At 73.9% G+C, this 15,586-nt stretch carries 13 protein-coding genes; 7 read left to right on the top strand and 6 right to left on the bottom strand.

Annotated elements, in window-relative coordinates; genetic code table 11:
• Together ABD323_RS33650 and ABD323_RS33645 are read right to left on the bottom strand one after the other, a co-directional pair.
• The coding region (locus ABD323_RS33650; RefSeq protein WP_344445860.1) for a hypothetical protein at positions 1-1,285 on the bottom strand (1,285 nt) is incomplete at its 3' end.
• 93 nt (positions 1,286-1,378) lie between these two features.
• A complete protein-coding gene (locus ABD323_RS33645; RefSeq protein WP_425556251.1) occupies positions 1,379-2,107 on the bottom strand; it encodes a TetR/AcrR family transcriptional regulator in 729 nt (242 codons plus the stop codon).
• Between the two features lie 305 nt (positions 2,108-2,412).
• Here ABD323_RS33645 and ABD323_RS33640 point away from each other — a divergent pair, with 305 nt between their 5' ends.
• Positions 2,413-3,078: a molybdopterin-dependent oxidoreductase gene (locus tag ABD323_RS33640; protein WP_344445863.1), complete on the top strand. Its 666-nt coding sequence runs from the start codon at positions 2,413-2,415 to the stop codon at positions 3,076-3,078.
• Positions 3,062-3,715, top strand: coding sequence for a cytochrome b/b6 domain-containing protein (locus ABD323_RS33635; RefSeq protein ID WP_344445858.1), 654 nt, complete (start codon positions 3,062-3,064; stop codon positions 3,713-3,715). The genes ABD323_RS33640 and ABD323_RS33635 overlap by 17 nt, the downstream gene beginning before the upstream one ends.
• Here ABD323_RS33635 and ABD323_RS33630 read toward each other — a convergent pair.
• Positions 3,691-4,200 carry an NUDIX hydrolase gene (locus tag ABD323_RS33630; RefSeq protein WP_344445857.1) on the bottom strand — a complete coding sequence of 170 codons (510 nt, stop codon included), beginning with the start codon at positions 4,198-4,200 and terminating at the stop codon, positions 3,691-3,693. The genes ABD323_RS33635 and ABD323_RS33630 overlap by 25 nt on opposite strands.
• 76 nt (positions 4,201-4,276) lie before the next feature.
• Here ABD323_RS33630 and ABD323_RS33625 point away from each other — a divergent pair, with 76 nt between their 5' ends.
• Together ABD323_RS33625 and ABD323_RS33620 are read left to right on the top strand one after the other, a co-directional pair.
• Positions 4,277-5,491: a serine hydrolase domain-containing protein gene (locus ABD323_RS33625; protein WP_344445862.1), complete on the top strand. Its 1,215-nt coding sequence runs from the start codon at positions 4,277-4,279 to the stop codon at positions 5,489-5,491.
• 37 nt (positions 5,492-5,528) lie between these two features.
• Entirely contained in the window at positions 5,529-5,975 is a 447-nt protein-coding gene (locus ABD323_RS33620; RefSeq protein WP_344445856.1) for a DUF6325 family protein, read from the top strand.
• Between the two features lie 126 nt (positions 5,976-6,101).
• Here ABD323_RS33620 and ABD323_RS33615 read toward each other — a convergent pair whose 3' ends face one another.
• The 3 genes from ABD323_RS33615 to ABD323_RS33605 all read right to left on the bottom strand — a co-directional run bounded on the left by ABD323_RS33615 (position 6,102) and on the right by ABD323_RS33605 (position 9,059).
• On the bottom strand, positions 6,102-6,470 hold the full coding sequence (locus tag ABD323_RS33615) for a DUF779 domain-containing protein (RefSeq protein WP_344445855.1): 369 nt from the start codon (positions 6,468-6,470) through the stop codon (positions 6,102-6,104).
• On the bottom strand, positions 6,470-7,975 hold the full coding sequence (gene adh / locus ABD323_RS33610; protein WP_344445854.1) for an aldehyde dehydrogenase: 1,506 nt from the start codon (positions 7,973-7,975) through the stop codon (positions 6,470-6,472). Before adh ends, ABD323_RS33615 begins: the two co-directional genes overlap by 1 nt.
• Positions 7,976-8,108: 133 nt before the next feature.
• Positions 8,109-9,059 (bottom strand): terpene synthase family protein, encoded by a 951-nt coding sequence (locus ABD323_RS33605; RefSeq protein WP_344445853.1) that lies wholly within the window; start codon positions 9,057-9,059, stop codon positions 8,109-8,111.
• Between the two features lie 269 nt (positions 9,060-9,328).
• Between ABD323_RS33605 and ABD323_RS33600 the strand changes: the two genes are divergently transcribed.
• From ABD323_RS33600 to ABD323_RS33590, 3 genes are all read left to right on the top strand, one after another.
• Complete coding sequence (locus ABD323_RS33600) at positions 9,329-12,289, top strand: ATP-binding protein (RefSeq protein ID WP_344445852.1); 2,961 nt, start codon at positions 9,329-9,331, stop codon at positions 12,287-12,289.
• 76 nt (positions 12,290-12,365) lie between these two features.
• A complete protein-coding gene (locus ABD323_RS33595) occupies positions 12,366-13,469 on the top strand; it encodes an aldose epimerase family protein (protein ID WP_344445851.1) in 1,104 nt (367 codons plus the stop codon).
• Between the two features lie 161 nt (positions 13,470-13,630).
• A partial coding sequence (locus tag ABD323_RS33590; protein ID WP_344445861.1) for a sensor histidine kinase occupies positions 13,631-15,586 on the top strand: 1,956 nt, incomplete at its 3' end.

Here is a 15,586-nt window from a genome sequence, read left to right as displayed (position 1 = left end):
CCGGGCACGGCGCGGGCGGCCCGCGCAGGGCAGCCAAGGCGGCGGCGGGTGCGGGCACGGGCCCCGGCGGGGCGAGCGGTGGTGCCGGCGGCGCGGGCAGCGGGGTCACGGTCGGCACGGCGGCCGGGGCCGCCGCCAGCGCCGCGGCGCGCCCGTCGACACCGTCCCAGCCGAACTCCACGCTGCGCAGCAGCTCCGCGAAGACCGCCGCGTACAGCTCCCAGTCCTCGCCGTGCGCCGTGCCGAGCTGCACGGTGAGCACGGTGGCGCCGTCCGGCAGCGGCAGGAAGGCCTGCGCCACCGAGGAGACCACCCAGCGCCGGGCGCCGTCGCCGGTCAGGACGCCGGGCACCACCCCGGTCCTGGCCTGCACCAGCACGATGGCCGGCCCGGAGGGCAGGATGACGGTCCAGACCTCGGCGTGCGGCCGGGAGGTGGCCAGCTCGGCGGCGAGTTCGGCGATCGGGCTCAGGCCGCGTTCGAGCGAGACGACCAGCGAGGCGTTGCTGGCCCGGCCCTGGATCTCCACCGCGGCCACCGCCGCGTAGCGCACCCGGGCGGCCGCGATCTCCTCGGTCAGGGCGGCGGTCACCACCGCCCAGTCCCGGCGGGCGTCCGTGCCCTCGGCGGCGAAGAGCTCCTCGGCCACCTCGGCGAGCTGCTCGGCCCAGGCCTCGTCCCCGCCGCGCACGGTCAGCGCGTGGAAGGCCGGCGGTACGGCGAGGCGCACCTCCACGCCGCCGCCGGTGGGCAGTTCGGCCGGGAGCAGGGTCTGCTGCCCGGCGGCGAGTTCGGCCAGCGGGGCCGCGAAGGCGGGGCGCAGCCGGACGGCCGACGGCTCGGCGGTGACCGGGAGCTGGAAGGCGCCGGCGTCCGGGGTGGCCGCGACGCCGCGCACCGGCGCCCGGCCGTAGCGCGCGAAGAGGAGCTCGCTGACGCCCGCGGGCGAGGCACTCGGTGCCGCCGGGCCGCCGCTCGCCGGTGCGCAGGAGAGCACGGTGCCCTGGCCCGCGACGGTGAGCCGGCCGGGTCCGGTGCGGGTGAGCCAGCGCTCGAAGAGGGCGGGCCGGGGTGCGAAGGGGTCGGCGCTGCGCCGGAAGTCGTTGAGGGCGGCGACCGGGTGGCGGGTGACCGCCGGGCCGAGCAGCGCCTCGGCGAGCGAGTCCAGGGTGGCCGCGATCCGCTCGGCCCCCGACCCGGCGCCCGCGCCGCCCAGCGGGCCCGCGGGCGCTCCGTCGGCCCCCGTCGGCTGTGCCGACCCGCTGCCGTACCCGTCCTGCGTCATCGCCCGCAGCCCCCGCCCTACTCCGCCGTTGCGCGTCCACGTCCCCGTTACCCGCCCTTTTGTATCAGACGGACCGCCAGGGCCCGTTCGGCCTCAGCCCGGTGGGGGCTCGACGCCCGTCGCCAGGGCGCCGAGGGCGGCGGCGAGGCCGGGGACGGCGAGCAGGCCGGCCAGGGAGCGGACCAGCTCGCCGGTCGGGCTGCCCGGGTGTTCGGCGGCCAGGAAGCCGACCAGGGCCGTGGCCAGTTCGGGCTCCCGGGCGGCGGTGACCACCATGGCGCCCACGAAGTCCTGCACCAGCCGCAGCCGGACCTGCTCGCGCGGTTCGCGCTGCTGGTCGGCCAGCCAGGCGAGCGAGGTGATCTCGGCGTTGGCGATCCAGGCCCGCACGGTCAGCCGCAGCTGCGGGCTGGCCCGCACCGGGGTGAGGTGGGCGAGGATCTGGTCGTGCGCGGCCCGCCGGACCTCGTCGATCACCGCGTTGGTCCCGGGGCTGGCGGCCACCGAGCCGCCGCGCAGCAGCGCCTCGAAGCCGGGACCGTGGCAGGCCACGAAGTCCAGGTAGCGGTCCATCACCCGGGCCAGCCGGTCGGAGAGCGCGCCGGTCGCGGGCTCCTCGAAGCGGCCGGCCAGCTCCTGGCCCGCCCGGCGCAGGGACTCCTCGTAGATCGCCTGCTTGCCGGGGAAGTAGTGGTACACCAGCGGCCGGGAGGCGCCGGCGGCCGCCGCGATGTCGTCGATCGACACCTCCTCCGGCGGGCGCGCGCTGAACAGGTCCAGGGCGACGGCGATCAGCTGCTCGCGCCGTTCGTCGACGCTCAGCCGGCGGCGCGGCGCGGCCTTGGGGGCCGCGGCGGGGGTGCGGACCGCGGGCGTACGCGCCGCCGGCGACTGGGGCGCGGGCGTCTGCGGTGCGGGCGTGCGGGAAGCCATGGGCGTCACCTTAGACGGTCCCCTCGAACGGCCGGGGAGCTGAGGAAATCCTGATCGAACGGCCCGATACCTGACGAAAGTCTGACGTCTGCCCGGGGTGGCTGTTCGAGCCCCCGGGGACGGACGAGAATGGGGGCGTGGACGACAACGCTCCGACCCGCGGTACGCCGGTCGGCCGACGCCTGGTGCTCGGCATGCTCGGACTGGGTGCGGCCGGGGTGGCCGCCGGCCCGGTGCTCTCGCGCGCACTGGACTCGGTGCTCTCGGGGATAGCGGAGAAGGATCCGACCGGCCTGACCGGCCTGCTGCCGAACGCGGGCGGCTTCCGCTACTACTCGGTCACCGGGCCGGTGGACGCGAAGTCGGCCACCGACTACCGGCTCACCGTGGACGGCATGGTGGACCACCCGGTCAGCCTGACCCTGGCCGACCTGCGGTCCATGACGCAGACCCGGCTGGTGCACGACGTGCAGTGCGTGACCGGCTGGCGGGTGCCCGGCACGCCGTTCGAGGGGGTCCGGCTGGCCGACCTGCTGGACGCGGCCGGAGTGCGCGAGGGCGCCACCGCCGTCCACTTCACCTGCTTCGACGGCCTCTACAGCGAGAGCCTCACGCTGGAGCAGGCCCGCCGCGACGACGTCCTGGTGGCGCTGAAGATGCAGGACGCGCCGGTCACCCACGACCACGGCGGACCGGTGCGGCTGTACGTGGCGCCGATGTACTTCTACAAGTCCGCGAAGTGGCTCTCGGGCATCACGCTGACCTCCGACGTCCAACGCGGCTACTGGGAGCAGTACGGCTATGACATCGACGCCTGGGTCGGCAAGTCCAACGGGCGCGACGATGCACCCACCAGCTGAGCCGATGCGGCGGCGGGCCCTGCTGCCGCGCTTCACCCGGGCCGAGCGCTGGGTGCACCGGTGCACCTCCGCCCTGATGCTGCTCTGCATCGCCACCGCCGCCTGCCTCTACCTGCCGCAGCTGGCCGAGCTGGTGGGGCGCCGGCGGCTGGTGGAGACCGTGCACGAGTGGTCCGGGCTGGCGCTGCCGGTGCCGCTGCTGCTGGGTCTGGGCTCGCGGGCGCTGCGCCGCGACCTGGGGCGGCTCAACCGCTTCGGTCCGCACGACCGGGACTGGCTGCGGGCGGCGCTGTGGCGCTCCTACCGGCGCCGGGCGGGCAAGTTCAACGCCGGGCAGAAGGTGTACGCGGGGTGGATCGCCGGCGCGGTGCTGGTGATGCTGGGCACCGGGCTGCTGATGTGGTTCACCGACCTCGCCCCGCTGGCCTGGCGCACCGGCGCGACCTTCGTGCACGACTGGCTGGCGCTGGCGGTGGGCGTGGTGGTCGCGGGACACATCTGGATGGCCGTGCGGGACCCGCAGGCCCGCCGCGGCATGCGCACCGGGAAGGTGGACCCGCTCTGGGCGACCCGCGAGCACCCCGACTGGGAGCCGACCGCCGACGAGGGTGATCAGCCCCGGGGCAGCTCCAGGTAGCGGCGGTAGGCCTCGCGGCCGTCCGGCACCACGTCCCAGGCGGTCAGCCGCTCGGCGATCTGCTCCGCGGTGAGCCAGTCGTGCCAGTCGATCTCCTCGACCTGCGGGGAGACCGGTCCGTCCCAGCGGGCCTGGTGGACGTCGCAGAACCACGAGTAGGCCTGCTCCTCGAACAGGAAGCGGAAGAGCGGTTCGGTGCGGATCCCGCTCACCCCGAGCTCCTCCTCGGCCTCCCGCACGGCCGCGTGCGCGTAGCTCTCACCGGCGCCCACCACTCCGCCCACGAAGATGTCGTACGCCCCCGGCGCGAAGAGCTTGTCCTGCGCCCGACGGTGGACGAAATATCGGCCTTCGGCGTTTCGGACCAGGATCATCACGCAGCGGTGCGTGAGCCGGTCGCGGTACACCTCGCCGCGCGAGGCCGTCCCGATCACCCGGTCCTGCGCGTTCACGACGTCCAGCAGCTCATCAGCGGGATTGGTCATGATGATCAGACTAATCTGCGGGGGAGTAGGGCGGACCAGTGACACCCGGCAGGCAGAGGCGAGGCAGCGCACAGTGGTGGAGATCCAGGGCGAGACGGCGCAGGGGTACGAGCCGGTGCGCGAGGCGTTCGGGCGCAACTTCCGCGACTACGGCGAGCTCGGCGCGGCGTTCGCGCTCTACGTGCGCGGGCGCAAGGTGGTGGACCTCTGGGGCGGTGACGCCCGCCCGGAGGTCGGCGGGCGCCCGGCGCCCGCCGTCGCCTGGCGTGCCGACACGGCCCAGGTGCTGCGCTCGGTGACCAAGGGCTGCACGGCGGCGGCCGCCCTGCTGCTGGCCCAGCGCGGGCAGCTCGACCTGGACGCGCCGGTGGCCCGCTACTGGCCGGAGTTCAAGGCGGCGGGCAAGGAGCGGATACCGGTGCGCTGGCTGCTCTCGCACCAGGCCGGGCTGGCCGCGCTGGACGTCCCGCTGCGGGTCGAGGAGGTGCTGGCCTGGGAGCCGGCGGTGGCCGCGGTGGCCGCGCAGGCGCCGGCCTGGGAGCCGGGGACCGCGCACGGCTACCACCCGTACACCTTCGGCTGGCTGGTGGGCGAGGTGGTGCGCCGGGTGAGCGGGCGCAGCGTGGGCCGCTACTTCGCCGAGGAGATCGCCGGCCCGCTCGGTCTGGACCTGTGGATCGGGCTGCCGCCGGAGGCGGCCGGTCGGGTGGGGCGGCTGGTGGACCTGCCGGCGCCGCCGGCCGCGGTCGGGGGCGCGGGCGCGCTGCGGCTGCGCCCCAAGCGCTCGGTGAGCGAGGCCTACCAGGACCCGACCTCGCTCACGGCGCGCGCCTTCGCGGCGGTGCGCCCCGGGCTGGACCTCAACGACCCGGCCGTGCAGGCGGTCGAGGTGCCCGGCGCGAACGGGATCGGCACCGCCCGTGCGGTGGCCCGCTTCTACGCCGCGCTGATCGGGGTGGCGGACCGCGGCGAGCGGTGGCCCGGTCAGGTGCTGCCGGCGCTCTTCGAACCCGCCACACTGGCCGAGGCGATGGGCCCGGCGGTGGACGGCCCGGACCGGGTCCTGATCGTCAACTCGCGCTTCGGGCACGGTTTCTTCCGGTACGGTTCGACCTCGCCGATGTCCTCGCCGGCCGCCTTCGGGCACCCGGGCCGCGGCGGTGCGCTGGGCTTCGCCGACCCCGCGCTGGGGATCGGTTTCGGCTACGTGACCTGCGGGATGCAGCCCGGGGTGACCGGGGACATCCGCTCGCGCAACCTGATCGCGGCGGTCCGATCGTGCCTTGGATAAGTGTGCTTAGATCCCGAAATGGGCGACGGTCGCCCGCATGTCCACGGACCCGCACGGAGGGGAGCCCGCGATGGGACCGGCCGAGCTGCTCGTTCTGACCTTCCCGCAGGAGACCATCACGGCCGAGGCCGCCCGGGCCCTGGTCAAGTTGCGCACGGCGGGCGACATCCGGGTGATCGACTCGCTGGTGGTCACCCGCAGCGCCGAGGGCGTCACCAGCTACGGCGAACTCGCCGACTTCGAGCACCTGCGGGACGTCATCGGGGACGGTGGCAGCGAACTGGCGCTGATCGGCCCCGAGGACGCGCAGGAGACCGCCGAGCTGCTGGAACCCGGCACGGTGGCCGTGCTGGTGCTGATCGAGCACCTCTGGGCGCAGGCCGCCGCGGAGGCGCTGAGCGCGGTGGGCGGCCGGATCGCCACGGGGGTGCGGATCCCGCCGGAGCACATCGAGGAGGCCGTGCGCGCCGCCGGCGGCCGGTGAGACGCGGCGGGGCCGGGTGACGCCCGGCGAGGACCGGCGGGCGTCGCAGCGCTTCGGCGGGTGCCGGAGCGGTTCGGGGCCGTGAGCCCGGTAGCGGGGGAGCACCCCGCCACCGGGCTCGGCCTCTCAGGCCGGCTCGGCGATCTCCTCGTCGGTGAGCAGCCGCGAGCGGGTCAGGAACCGCTGCCCGGTCGGCGCCTCCAGCGAGAAGCCGCTGCCGCGTCCGGGCACCACGTCGATGGTCAGGTGGGTGTGCGACCAGTACGCGTACTGCTCGCGCGCCATCCAGACCGGTACCGGCGCGGGGACCCCCTCGACGGTCAGCTCGCCGAGCAGCACGTCGCTCTGCGAGGTGAGGAACTCCCCGGCGGGGTAGCACATCGGTGCCGAGCCGTCGCAGCAGCCGCCCGACTGGTGGAACATCAACGGGCCGTGCTGCTCGGCCAGTTGCCGCAGCAGGCCGGCCGCGGCCGGCGACAGGTCGACCCGCGGCATCAGAAGAAGCCCAGCGCCTGCGGCGAGTAGCTGACCAGCAGGTTCTTGGTCTGCTGGTAGTGCTCCAGCATCATCAGGTGGGTCTCGCGGCCGATGCCCGAGCTCTTGTAGCCGCCGAACGCCGCGTGCGCGGGGTACAGGTGGTAGGAGTTGGTCCACACCCGGCCGGCCTGGATCGCCCGGCCGGCCCGGTAGGCGGTGCCGCCGTCGCGGCTCCAGACGCCCGCGCCGAGCCCGTAGAGGGTGTCGTTGGCGATCGCGATGCCGTCCTCGAAGTCCTCGAAGCGGGCGACGGCGACCACCGGGCCGAAGATCTCCTCCTGGAAGATCCGCATGCTGTTGTCGCCCTCGAAGACGGTGGGCGCCATGTAGTAGCCCCCGGACAGGTCGCCGCCCAGGTCGACGCGCTCGCCGCCGGCCAGCACCTTGGCGCCCTCGGCCTGGCCGATCTCGATGTAGGAGAGGATCTTCTCCAGCTGGTCGTTGCTGGCCTGCGCGCCGATCATGGTGTCGGTGTCCAGCGGGTTGCCCTGCTTGATGGCCCGCACCCGCTCCAGGCCGTCGGCCAGGAAGCGGTCGTAGATCGGTGCCTGGATCAGCGCCCGGCTGGGACAGGTGCAGACCTCGCCCTGGTTCAGGGCGAACATCGTGAAGCCCTCCAACGCCTTGTCGTAGAAGGCGTCCTGCTGCTGGGCGACGTCCGCGAAGAACAGGTTGGGGCTCTTGCCGCCGAGCTCCAGGGTGACCGGGATCAGGTTGCCGCTGGCGTACTGCATGATCAGCCGGCCGGTGGTGGTCTCGCCGGTGAAGGCGATCTTGCGGATCCGGTTGCTCGAGGCCAGCGGCTTGCCCGCCTCCACGCCGAAGCCGTTGACCACGTTGACCACGCCGGCCGGCAGCAGGTCGGCGATCAGCTCGATCAGCACCAGGATCGAGGCCGGGGTCTGCTCGGCGGGCTTGAGCACCACCGCGTTGCCGGCTGCCAGCGCCGGGGCCAGCTTCCAGATCGCCATCAGGATCGGGAAGTTCCACGGGATGATCTGGCCGACCACGCCCAGCGGCTCGTGGAAGTGGTAGGCGACGGTGTCCTCGTCGATCTGCGAGAGCCCGCCCTCCTGGGCGCGGATGGCGCCGGCGAAGTAGCGCAGGTGGTCGATGGCGAGCGGTATGTCGGCCGCCAGCGTCTCGCGCACCGGCTTGCCGTTCTCCCAACTCTCCGCAACCGCCAGGAGTTCGAGATTGGCCTCGATCCGGTCGGCGATCCTGCCGAGCACCAGCGCGCGCTCGGCGGGGGAGGTGCGGCCCCAGCCGGGCGCCGCGGCGTGCGCCGCGTCCAGGGCCAACTCGATGTCCTCGGCGGTGCCGCGGGCCACCTCGCAGAAGACCTGGCCGGTCACCGGGGTCGGGTTCTCGAAGTACTGGCCGCGCACGGGGGGCACCCAGGCGCCCCCGATCCAGTTCTCGTAGCGCGACTTGAAGGACGTGGGGGGCTGGTAGGTCGTCAAGTCCGGGTTCTCCTCGGCAGGCGATGAGTGGTGGGTTGACGTGCTCTGGGAACCCTAGTCGGCAGCCGCTCAATCGGCTACCGTGTGTGCCGAAGTGGTCACCACGACCTGATCACCGGTCCTGTGCCGGTGATCATTCGGGCTGGTAGCGGCCGGTGCCGCTCTCCCAGCTGAGGTAGCCGGACAGCCATGCGGTGAGCCCGTCGGCGTACCGCTGGGCGGTTCGGCTCTGGTCCGGTCCCAGTTCCAGCTCCCGGTAGGTGCGCGGCAGTTCGTCCACCAGCCGGGCGTAGCGGTCCACCATGTGCTGGGCCTCGGCGAGTACCACCGAGCCGGCCTCCTCCAGGGAGCAGCCGCGCTCGTGCTGCACGATCATCACCAGGTTGTTCACATCGCCGCGCGGGGCTTCCTGCGGGTAGGAGCGGATGTCGTTGCTGAGTGAGGGGATGTCGGCCGCGAGTTGGCGCAGTTGGCGCAGCGGAGGGCTGTGGAAGGCGGCGGGGGCGACCTCGAAACGCCCGAGCCGCTCCACCATGTCCAGCACCGACTCCATGGCCGCGGTGCCGCGGCGCAGGATCAGATAGGTCTCGCGGTCGGGCGGCAGACCGCCGCGCCGACCGGCCGCCTCGGCCGGGTGACTGGCGAAGTAGCACTCCCAGTTGTAGGTGGCGCGGGCCCGCCAGCGTTCCGACATGCCGCGGCTGATCCGCTGCCAGAGGTCCTCGAAGGCGCGTGCGCAGGGCGAGTCGTCCGGTGCGGGCGTGCCGTGCAGGACGGCGGTGAGCTGGTCGCAGACGACCGCGACCTGGCGAGGGTGGCGGCCGATCGGGCCGTCGAACTGGTCGTCGAAGAGGAAGTAGAACCCCATCAGGTCGGTCGCCAGCGCCAACTCCTCGGCGGTGCAGTCGGGGTAGCTGAGGGCGGCCAGGCCGGGGACGTCCCAGCGGGCGTACCCCTCGGGGGTCAGCGCACTGCCGAGCATGGCGTGCCGCTGCAGCCAGGCGTCGTGCTGCACCGCGGCCGCCGGGCGGTGGGGGTTGCGGCGGTGCGGGTAGGGCAGGTCGAGCGTCGTCGCATCGGACATCGGACTCCCGGGAAGTGAGGGCCGGTCGTACGGTGGTGTCGCCACGCGTGGGGCCTCGGGGCCTCTCGGCCCTAGATCCACTGCGCCGGGCCGGGCCGCAGAGTATCTGATCGGACCATCGGATGGCATGGATGTCGCAGCAATTGCCCCCGGTACCTGCGGTTGAACCATCATCAGGGGGTCGGCCTGTCGGAACCGGGCCGCACGGGAGGGGCTGCGGCGATAGCCTCCCCGGAGGATCGTGCAGTGGTGAGGCGGAGGGGTCGGCGATGGTCGAACGGGAGAGCGAACTGGTGGGACAGGGCGAACGGTTGCGCGCCGCGGAGTCCGAGCCGGGTCAGCCGCGGCTGTACGAGCGGGAGGCCGCGATCCTGGCGGCCCGGCAGGCGATCGACACGCTCTGCCGGGAGTTCACCGCCGGTGGCATCGAACTCGGCTCGCTGCTGCTCTACAGCGGCCGGGCCGGCCTGGGCAAGACCAGCATGCTGCAACAGGTCCGGATGCTCGCCGGGCAGCAGGGCGGCTGCACCGTGCTCAGCGCCCGGGCCGGTGAGCTGCGCACCAAGGAACCCTTCTACGTGCTGCGCCAGTTGCTGCTGCCCGAACTGCTCAAGCTGAGCCCCGAGGAGCAGCGCGAGGTCTTCGGTCCCTGGCGCGAGATCGCCGGCCCCGCGGTCGGCCTCATCGCCCCCAGCGGGGAGGACCTCGACCCGCAGAGCGTGCGGATCGGCCTGGAGTACCTCGTCACCCAACTCGCCCGCCTGCGCGCCCCCTTGGTCATGCTGGTGGACGACGTGCACTGGGCCGACCAGGAGTCCTTCGGCTGGCTGGAGTCCTTCGCCGAGCGCTGCCCGGAACTGCCGGTGCTGCTGGCCATCGCCTGGCGCACCGACGAACTGCCCGCGGAGACCCACGCGTTCCGCCGCCTGGTGGCCACCAACTCGCACCGGCACCTGGAGTTCCAGGGCCTGCTGCCGGCCCCGATCGAGAAGATGGTGCGGGCGGCCTTCCCGGACACCGCCGAGGACGCCTTCTGCCGCCAGGTCTGGGCGGTCACCGGCGGCAACCCCTACCTCACCCAGGCGTTGCTGGCCAAGGTCCGCGAGCGCGGGATCGAACCGATCTACGAGAACGTCCCGCTGCTGCACGACCTGGCCGCCGAGGCCCAGGGCATGACCCGCGAACTGTGGCTGCAGAAGCTCGGGGTGAACACCCTCAACCTCGCGCACGCCGCCGCGATGCTCGGCACCCAGATCTCGCCGCGGGTGGCCGCCCGGATCGCCGGCATGGCCCCGGGCGCCGCCGAGGAGGCGATCTCCGAACTGCGCCGCCACCAGGTGCTGACCGGGCCGGCCGACGGGCCGCTGGAGTTCGTCCATCCGCTGATCGCCACCTCGCTCTACCGCTCGATCCGCCCGGGCATGCGCACCGCGATGCACGGCAAGGCGGCGGTCGAGCTGGAGAACGCCGGCCGCCCCTTGGTCGAGTCCTCCCGGCACCTGCTGGAGACCCACGGCGAGAACGATCCCCAGGTGGTCGCCAAGCTGCGCCAGGCCGCCCGCGAGCACCTGGCGGTCGGCGCCCCGGCCGCCGCGGTGCGCTGCCTGGAGCGGGCCCTGAACGAGCCGCCGGAGGACGAGGACCGGGCGCAGGTGATCTACGAACTGGGCTGCTCCACGCTGCTCACCGACCCGGTCAGCACGGTCAACCAGCTGCGCCTGGCGCTGGAGACGCCGGGCCTGCGGCGCGAGCAGCGGGTGGACGCCACCTTCCGGCTCTCCGAGGTGCTCGCGCACAGCGGCCGGCTGGTGGAGGCCACCGAGGTCACGCTGGCCGAGGCCGCGCGCACCGAACCGGGCCCTGGGCGGGTGCGGTTGGAGGTCGCGCACTTCATGTGGGCGGCCTTCCAGCGCGAGGAGCGCGACGGTCCGGCCCGCTCGGCGCGACTGGCCGCGTTCAGCGCCGAGTTGACCGGTGACGACATCAACGCCCGGGCGGCCAGGGTGCTGCGCGCCTGGGACCTGACGTTGCAGGGCGCCGACGCCACCGAGGCGCTCGCGCTGCTCGACTCCGCGCTGGAGGACGGCCGGCTGCCGAAGGGCCTGGGCTGGACCAGCACCACCTGGGGCCTGGAGCTGCCCGCGATCGTCGGGCTCACCTTCGTCTACACCGACCACCTGGACCGCGCCGAGAAGCTCTTCGAGGAGGCGATCCGGGCCTTCGAGCTGGCCGGCTGGGTCGGTGGCCACCTGGGGTTCGCCTACTTCTTGATGGGACTGGTGCGCTTTCGCCGCGGCGCGCTCGCCGAGGCGGAGGAGTTCCTGCGCGGGGCGCTGCGGATCGCCCGCCGGCTGGGCCCGGGCCTGCCGCTGCAGTGGGACGCGGTCGGCGTACTGGCCGACACCCTGCTGGCCCGCGGCCGGACCGAGGAGGCCTGGAAGCTGGCCGCGGACTACGGGTTCGCCCCGCCCTACCACCCCACCGCGATGGTGCTGCCCGACGCGCCCACCCTGTACGGCAAGCTGCTGCTGGCGCAGGGCGACCGGGAGGCGGCGGTCACCGCGCTGGAGACGGTCGGCGCCCAACTGGACGAGCGCGGCTGGCACAACACCATCTGGGCTCCCTGGGTCGGCAACCTCGCCCAGGCCCTGCAGCCGCGCGATCCCCTGCGGGCGGGCGAGTTGGCCGCCGAGGGACTGCGCCGGGCCCGGACCTTCGGGGTGGAGTCGGCGGTCGGCACCGCGTTGCGCACGGCCGCGGCGGTGGCCGACGGCCAGAGCGCGCTGGAACTGCTGACGCTGGCCGTGCGCGAGCTCGGCCGGTCCCCGGTCGGCTACGAGCACGCCTTCGCGCTGGTGGAGCTGGGTGCGGCGCTGCGCCGGGCCGGGCGGCTGGCCGAGGCCACCGAGCAGTTGCACCAGGGCATGGAGTTGGAGGTGGAGTGCAACGCGGACGGCCTGGTGGCCCGGGCCCGCGAGGAGCTCAAGGCCTCCGGGCTGCGGCCCAACCGGCTGCGCACCACCGGCAAGGAGGCGCTGAGCCAGGCGGAGTGGCAGGTCGCGGAGATGACCGTGCAGGGGAACTCGGCCCTGGAGATCGCCGAGCAACTGGAGATGCCGCTGAGCCTGATCAACCGCCGGCTGGCGGCCGTGCACCGCAAGACCGGCACCAACCGGGAGGGACTGGCCGCAGCGCTGGGCCTGCCGGGTGAGGAGCCGCGCAAGCCGTAATCTGGCTTTCGGTCACAGCGGGTCACGACAGGCGGTCCGCCACGGCGGCAGCCGCGGAGCAGAGCAGGAGCAGCACATGGCGCAGAACCCCGGGCCCGGAGTCGGCGCGGCCACCGCCGTGGCGGTCACGCACGCCCCGATGGAACCCGGCGGCGCGGGCGCGGCCATCGAGCGGTGGACCCTGCGGGCGGGGGCGACCGAGGCGACGGTGCTCACGCTCGGCGCCACCCTGCACACCGTCAGCGTGCCGGACCGCGACGGCGTGGTGGCCCAGGTGCTGCTCTCGCCCGACGACCTGGGCGAGCTGCTCGGTGCGGGCCGGCACTACGGCGCGACGGTGGGCCGCTACGCCAACCGGATCGCCGACAGCAAGGTCACCGTGGACGGCGTGGAGCACCGGCTGGCCCCCACCGGGCACGGGGTGACCCTGCACGGCGGGCCGGACGGCTTCCTGCACCGGATGTGGAGCGCGCAGGAGGTCCGCGAGGGCGAGCGGGCCGGGGTGCGGCTGCACCTGCACAGCCCGGACGGCGACCAGGGCTTCCCCGGCGCGCTGGACGTCTGGGTCGACTACCTGCTGGACCCGGCCGGCGAGCTCTCCATCGAGTACCGCGCCACCACCACCAAGCCCACCGTGGTCAACCTGACCAACCACGCCTACGTCAACCTGGCCGGCGAGGGCCGCGGCGACGTCCTGGGTCACCTGCTGACGGTGGAGGCCGACGACTACACCCCGGCCGACGCGCGGCAGATCCCCTACGGTCCGTACGAGCCGGTGGCCGGCACGCCGTTCGACTTCACCACCGCTCGCCCGATCGGCGAGGCGATCGGCCAGGACCACCCGCAGCTGGTGGCGGCCGGCGGCTACGACCACAACTGGGTGCTGCGGCCGCGTCCCGCGGACGGCACCGCCACCCGCGCGGTGCTGCTGGCCGATCCGCTCTCCGGGCGGACGCTGGAGGTGCTGACCACCGAGCCGGGGGTGCAGATCTACACCGCCAACGGCTTCGAGGGCGCGGTGAGCGGCGCCGCGGGCGTCCCCTACGGGCGGCACGCCGGGGTCGCGCTGGAGACCCAGCACTTCCCGGACTCCCCGCACCACCCCGGTTTCCCGTCGACCGAGCTGCGCCCGGGCGGGGAGTTCCGCTCCGTGACGGTGCTGCGCTTCGGGGTGAGCTGACGGCTCACGGCTCACAGCGGTGACTGACGCCGGGCGGGCGCCCCGCGACTTCCACCAGGGTTTTCCCCTCGGTCACACGGTATGACTAGTATCACTGCGTCAGAGGTCGTACCACAGACGGCGTATCCTCCCCGGCCGCCGCCCTCCCCGAGGAGAATGCCCTGCGCCCGCGTGGAGCCTCCAGATCCGGGCGCTCGCGCCTGAGCCTGCGGACCGCCCTGCTCGTCCTGGCGGTCGTCCCCAGCCTCGCGCTCGCCGCGCTCTGGGCGGTCACCACGGGGCAGACCCTGGCCGACTTCCAACGGCAGGCGGCCCAGGGGCTGCTGGCCCAGAAGGCCGGCCAGCCCTCGAACATCGTCTACTACAACCTCCAGGAGGAGCGCCGGCTCAGCGCCGAGCAGCTGGCCAGCCCCGGCAGCGTCACCGACGCGCTGGCGGTCCAGCGCCGCGACACCGACCAGGCGGTGCGCACCTTCCAGCAGCTCTCCGACGTCCCGGCCGACAGGGCCCCCGCCGAGGTGGTCGAGGCCGTGCGCACCGCCCGCCAGGCGATGACCCAGCTCCCGCAGCGCCGGGCGGCCGTCGACCAGGGCAGCGCCGACCAGCAGACCGTCTACACCTTCTACACCGACCTGATCACGGTCGACCTGCAGCTGTTCACCGCGCTGAGCCACGTGGACAACGGCCAGGTCGGCTACCTCTCGCGGACCCTGCTGGACGCCTTCTGGGCCAAGGAGATGGTCGCCCGCGAGGACGCCGTACTGGCCCGCGGCTGGCCCTCGGGCAAGCTGAGCACCGAGGACCTCCAGTTGGTCCAGCAGTCCATCGGCGCGCAGTCCTTCCTCTACACCCTCAAGGTCGTCCCCTACCTGCCGTCCGGCGAGCGGGCCGCCTGGACGCGGCTCACCGCGAGCGCCGGCTGGCGGTCCAAGGCCGTCATCGAGCAGGCGCTGCTGCGCCCGGCCGCCGCCGACGCCGACGGTTCCGTCGCCCTGCCGCACTACCAGGACCAGTGGCGCCAGTCCGTCGACCTGGTGACCCCTCAGCTGATCTCGCTGCTGGAGACCCGCACCGACGCCGTGGTGGCCGCCGGCAAGGACGGCATCACGTCGCTGCTCCTCAAGGTGGCGCTGACCAGCCTGATCGGCCTGGCCGCGGTGATCGCGGTGATCATCACCTCCTGGCGGCTCACCCGCTCGCTGCGCCGGCGGATCACCGGCCTGCAGGGCGAGGCCGAGAACCTCGAACGCACGCTGCCCGAGCTGGTGGAGCGGCTGGCCCACGGTGAGCAGGTGACGCCCGAGGAGCGCGACGGGCCGATCACCGGGCCGGGCGAGGGGCGGCCCGGCGACGAACTCACCCGGCTCGGCCGGGCGCTGGACCTGGCCCGGCACAGCGCGGTGGCCGCCGCGGTGGGCCAGGCCGAGCAGCACCGCGGGTTCGAACGGCTGCTGCAGCGCATCGCCCGGCGCACCCAGCTGCTGATCGGCCAGCAGCTGCGGACGCTGGACGAGATGGAGCGCCGGCACGAGGACCCGCAGGTGCTGGAGGGCCTCTTCGACCTCGACCACCTCACCGCCCGGCTGCGCCGCTACGAGGAGAACCTGGTCATCCTGGCCGGCGGCCAGCCGCAGCGCCGCTGGCGCAAGCCGGTCACGCTGCTGGACGTGCTGCGCGCCGCCCAGGGCGAGGTGCAGGACTACCGGCGGATCCTGATCGACGTGGAGGGCACCCCGTGGCTCTCCGAGCGCGCGGTCGGCCCGGTGGTGCACGTGCTCGCCGAGCTGATGGAGAACGCCGCCGCCTTCTCCAAGCCGCCCACGCCGGTGGAGGTGCGGGCCGCGGCGGTCGGGCGGGGCCTGGCGGTGGAGATCGAGGACCGCGGGCTCGGCATGGAGCCCGAACAGTACGAGGCCGCCAACGAGCTGATGCGCCGCCCGCCGCGGCTGGACGTGCTGGCCCGGGCCGACGACGTGCGGCTGGGCCTGTACGTGGTGGCCCGGCTGGCCGACGGCCTCGGGCTGCGGGTGGAGTTCCGCCCCTCGGCCTTCGGCGGCACCCGCGCCGTGGTGCTGATCCCGGCCGACCTGGTCGCCGAGGGGCCGGCGGGCCGCGGG

Source organism: Kitasatospora nipponensis (assembly GCF_039528135.1).
Taxonomy (GTDB): Bacteria; Actinomycetota; Actinomycetes; order Streptomycetales; family Streptomycetaceae; genus Kitasatospora; species Kitasatospora nipponensis.
The sequence above is the reverse complement of the archived record's forward strand: the minus strand, read 5'-3'. Positions and strand labels throughout refer to the sequence as shown.

Bases quoted from the DNA above. Each gene is read 5' to 3' on its own strand.
- ABD323_RS33620 (WP_344445856.1), top strand. From the start codon at position 5,529: ATGTCCACGGACCCGCACGGAGGGGAGCCCGCGATGGGACCGGCCGAG.
- ABD323_RS33630 (WP_344445857.1), bottom strand. From the start codon at position 4,200: ATGACCAATCCCGCTGATGAGCTGCTGGACGTCGTGAACGCGCAGGAC.
- ABD323_RS33595 (WP_344445851.1), top strand. From the start codon at position 12,366: ATGGCGCAGAACCCCGGGCCCGGAGTCGGCGCGGCCACCGCCGTGGCG.
- ABD323_RS33605 (WP_344445853.1), bottom strand. From the start codon at position 9,059: ATGTCCGATGCGACGACGCTCGACCTGCCCTACCCGCACCGCCGCAAC.
- ABD323_RS33640 (WP_344445863.1), top strand. From the start codon at position 2,413: ATGCTCGGACTGGGTGCGGCCGGGGTGGCCGCCGGCCCGGTGCTCTCG.
- ABD323_RS33635 (WP_344445858.1), top strand. From the start codon at position 3,062: ATGCACCCACCAGCTGAGCCGATGCGGCGGCGGGCCCTGCTGCCGCGC.
- ABD323_RS33600 (WP_344445852.1), top strand. From the start codon at position 9,329: ATGGTCGAACGGGAGAGCGAACTGGTGGGACAGGGCGAACGGTTGCGC.
- ABD323_RS33615 (WP_344445855.1), bottom strand. From the start codon at position 6,470: ATGCCGCGGGTCGACCTGTCGCCGGCCGCGGCCGGCCTGCTGCGGCAA.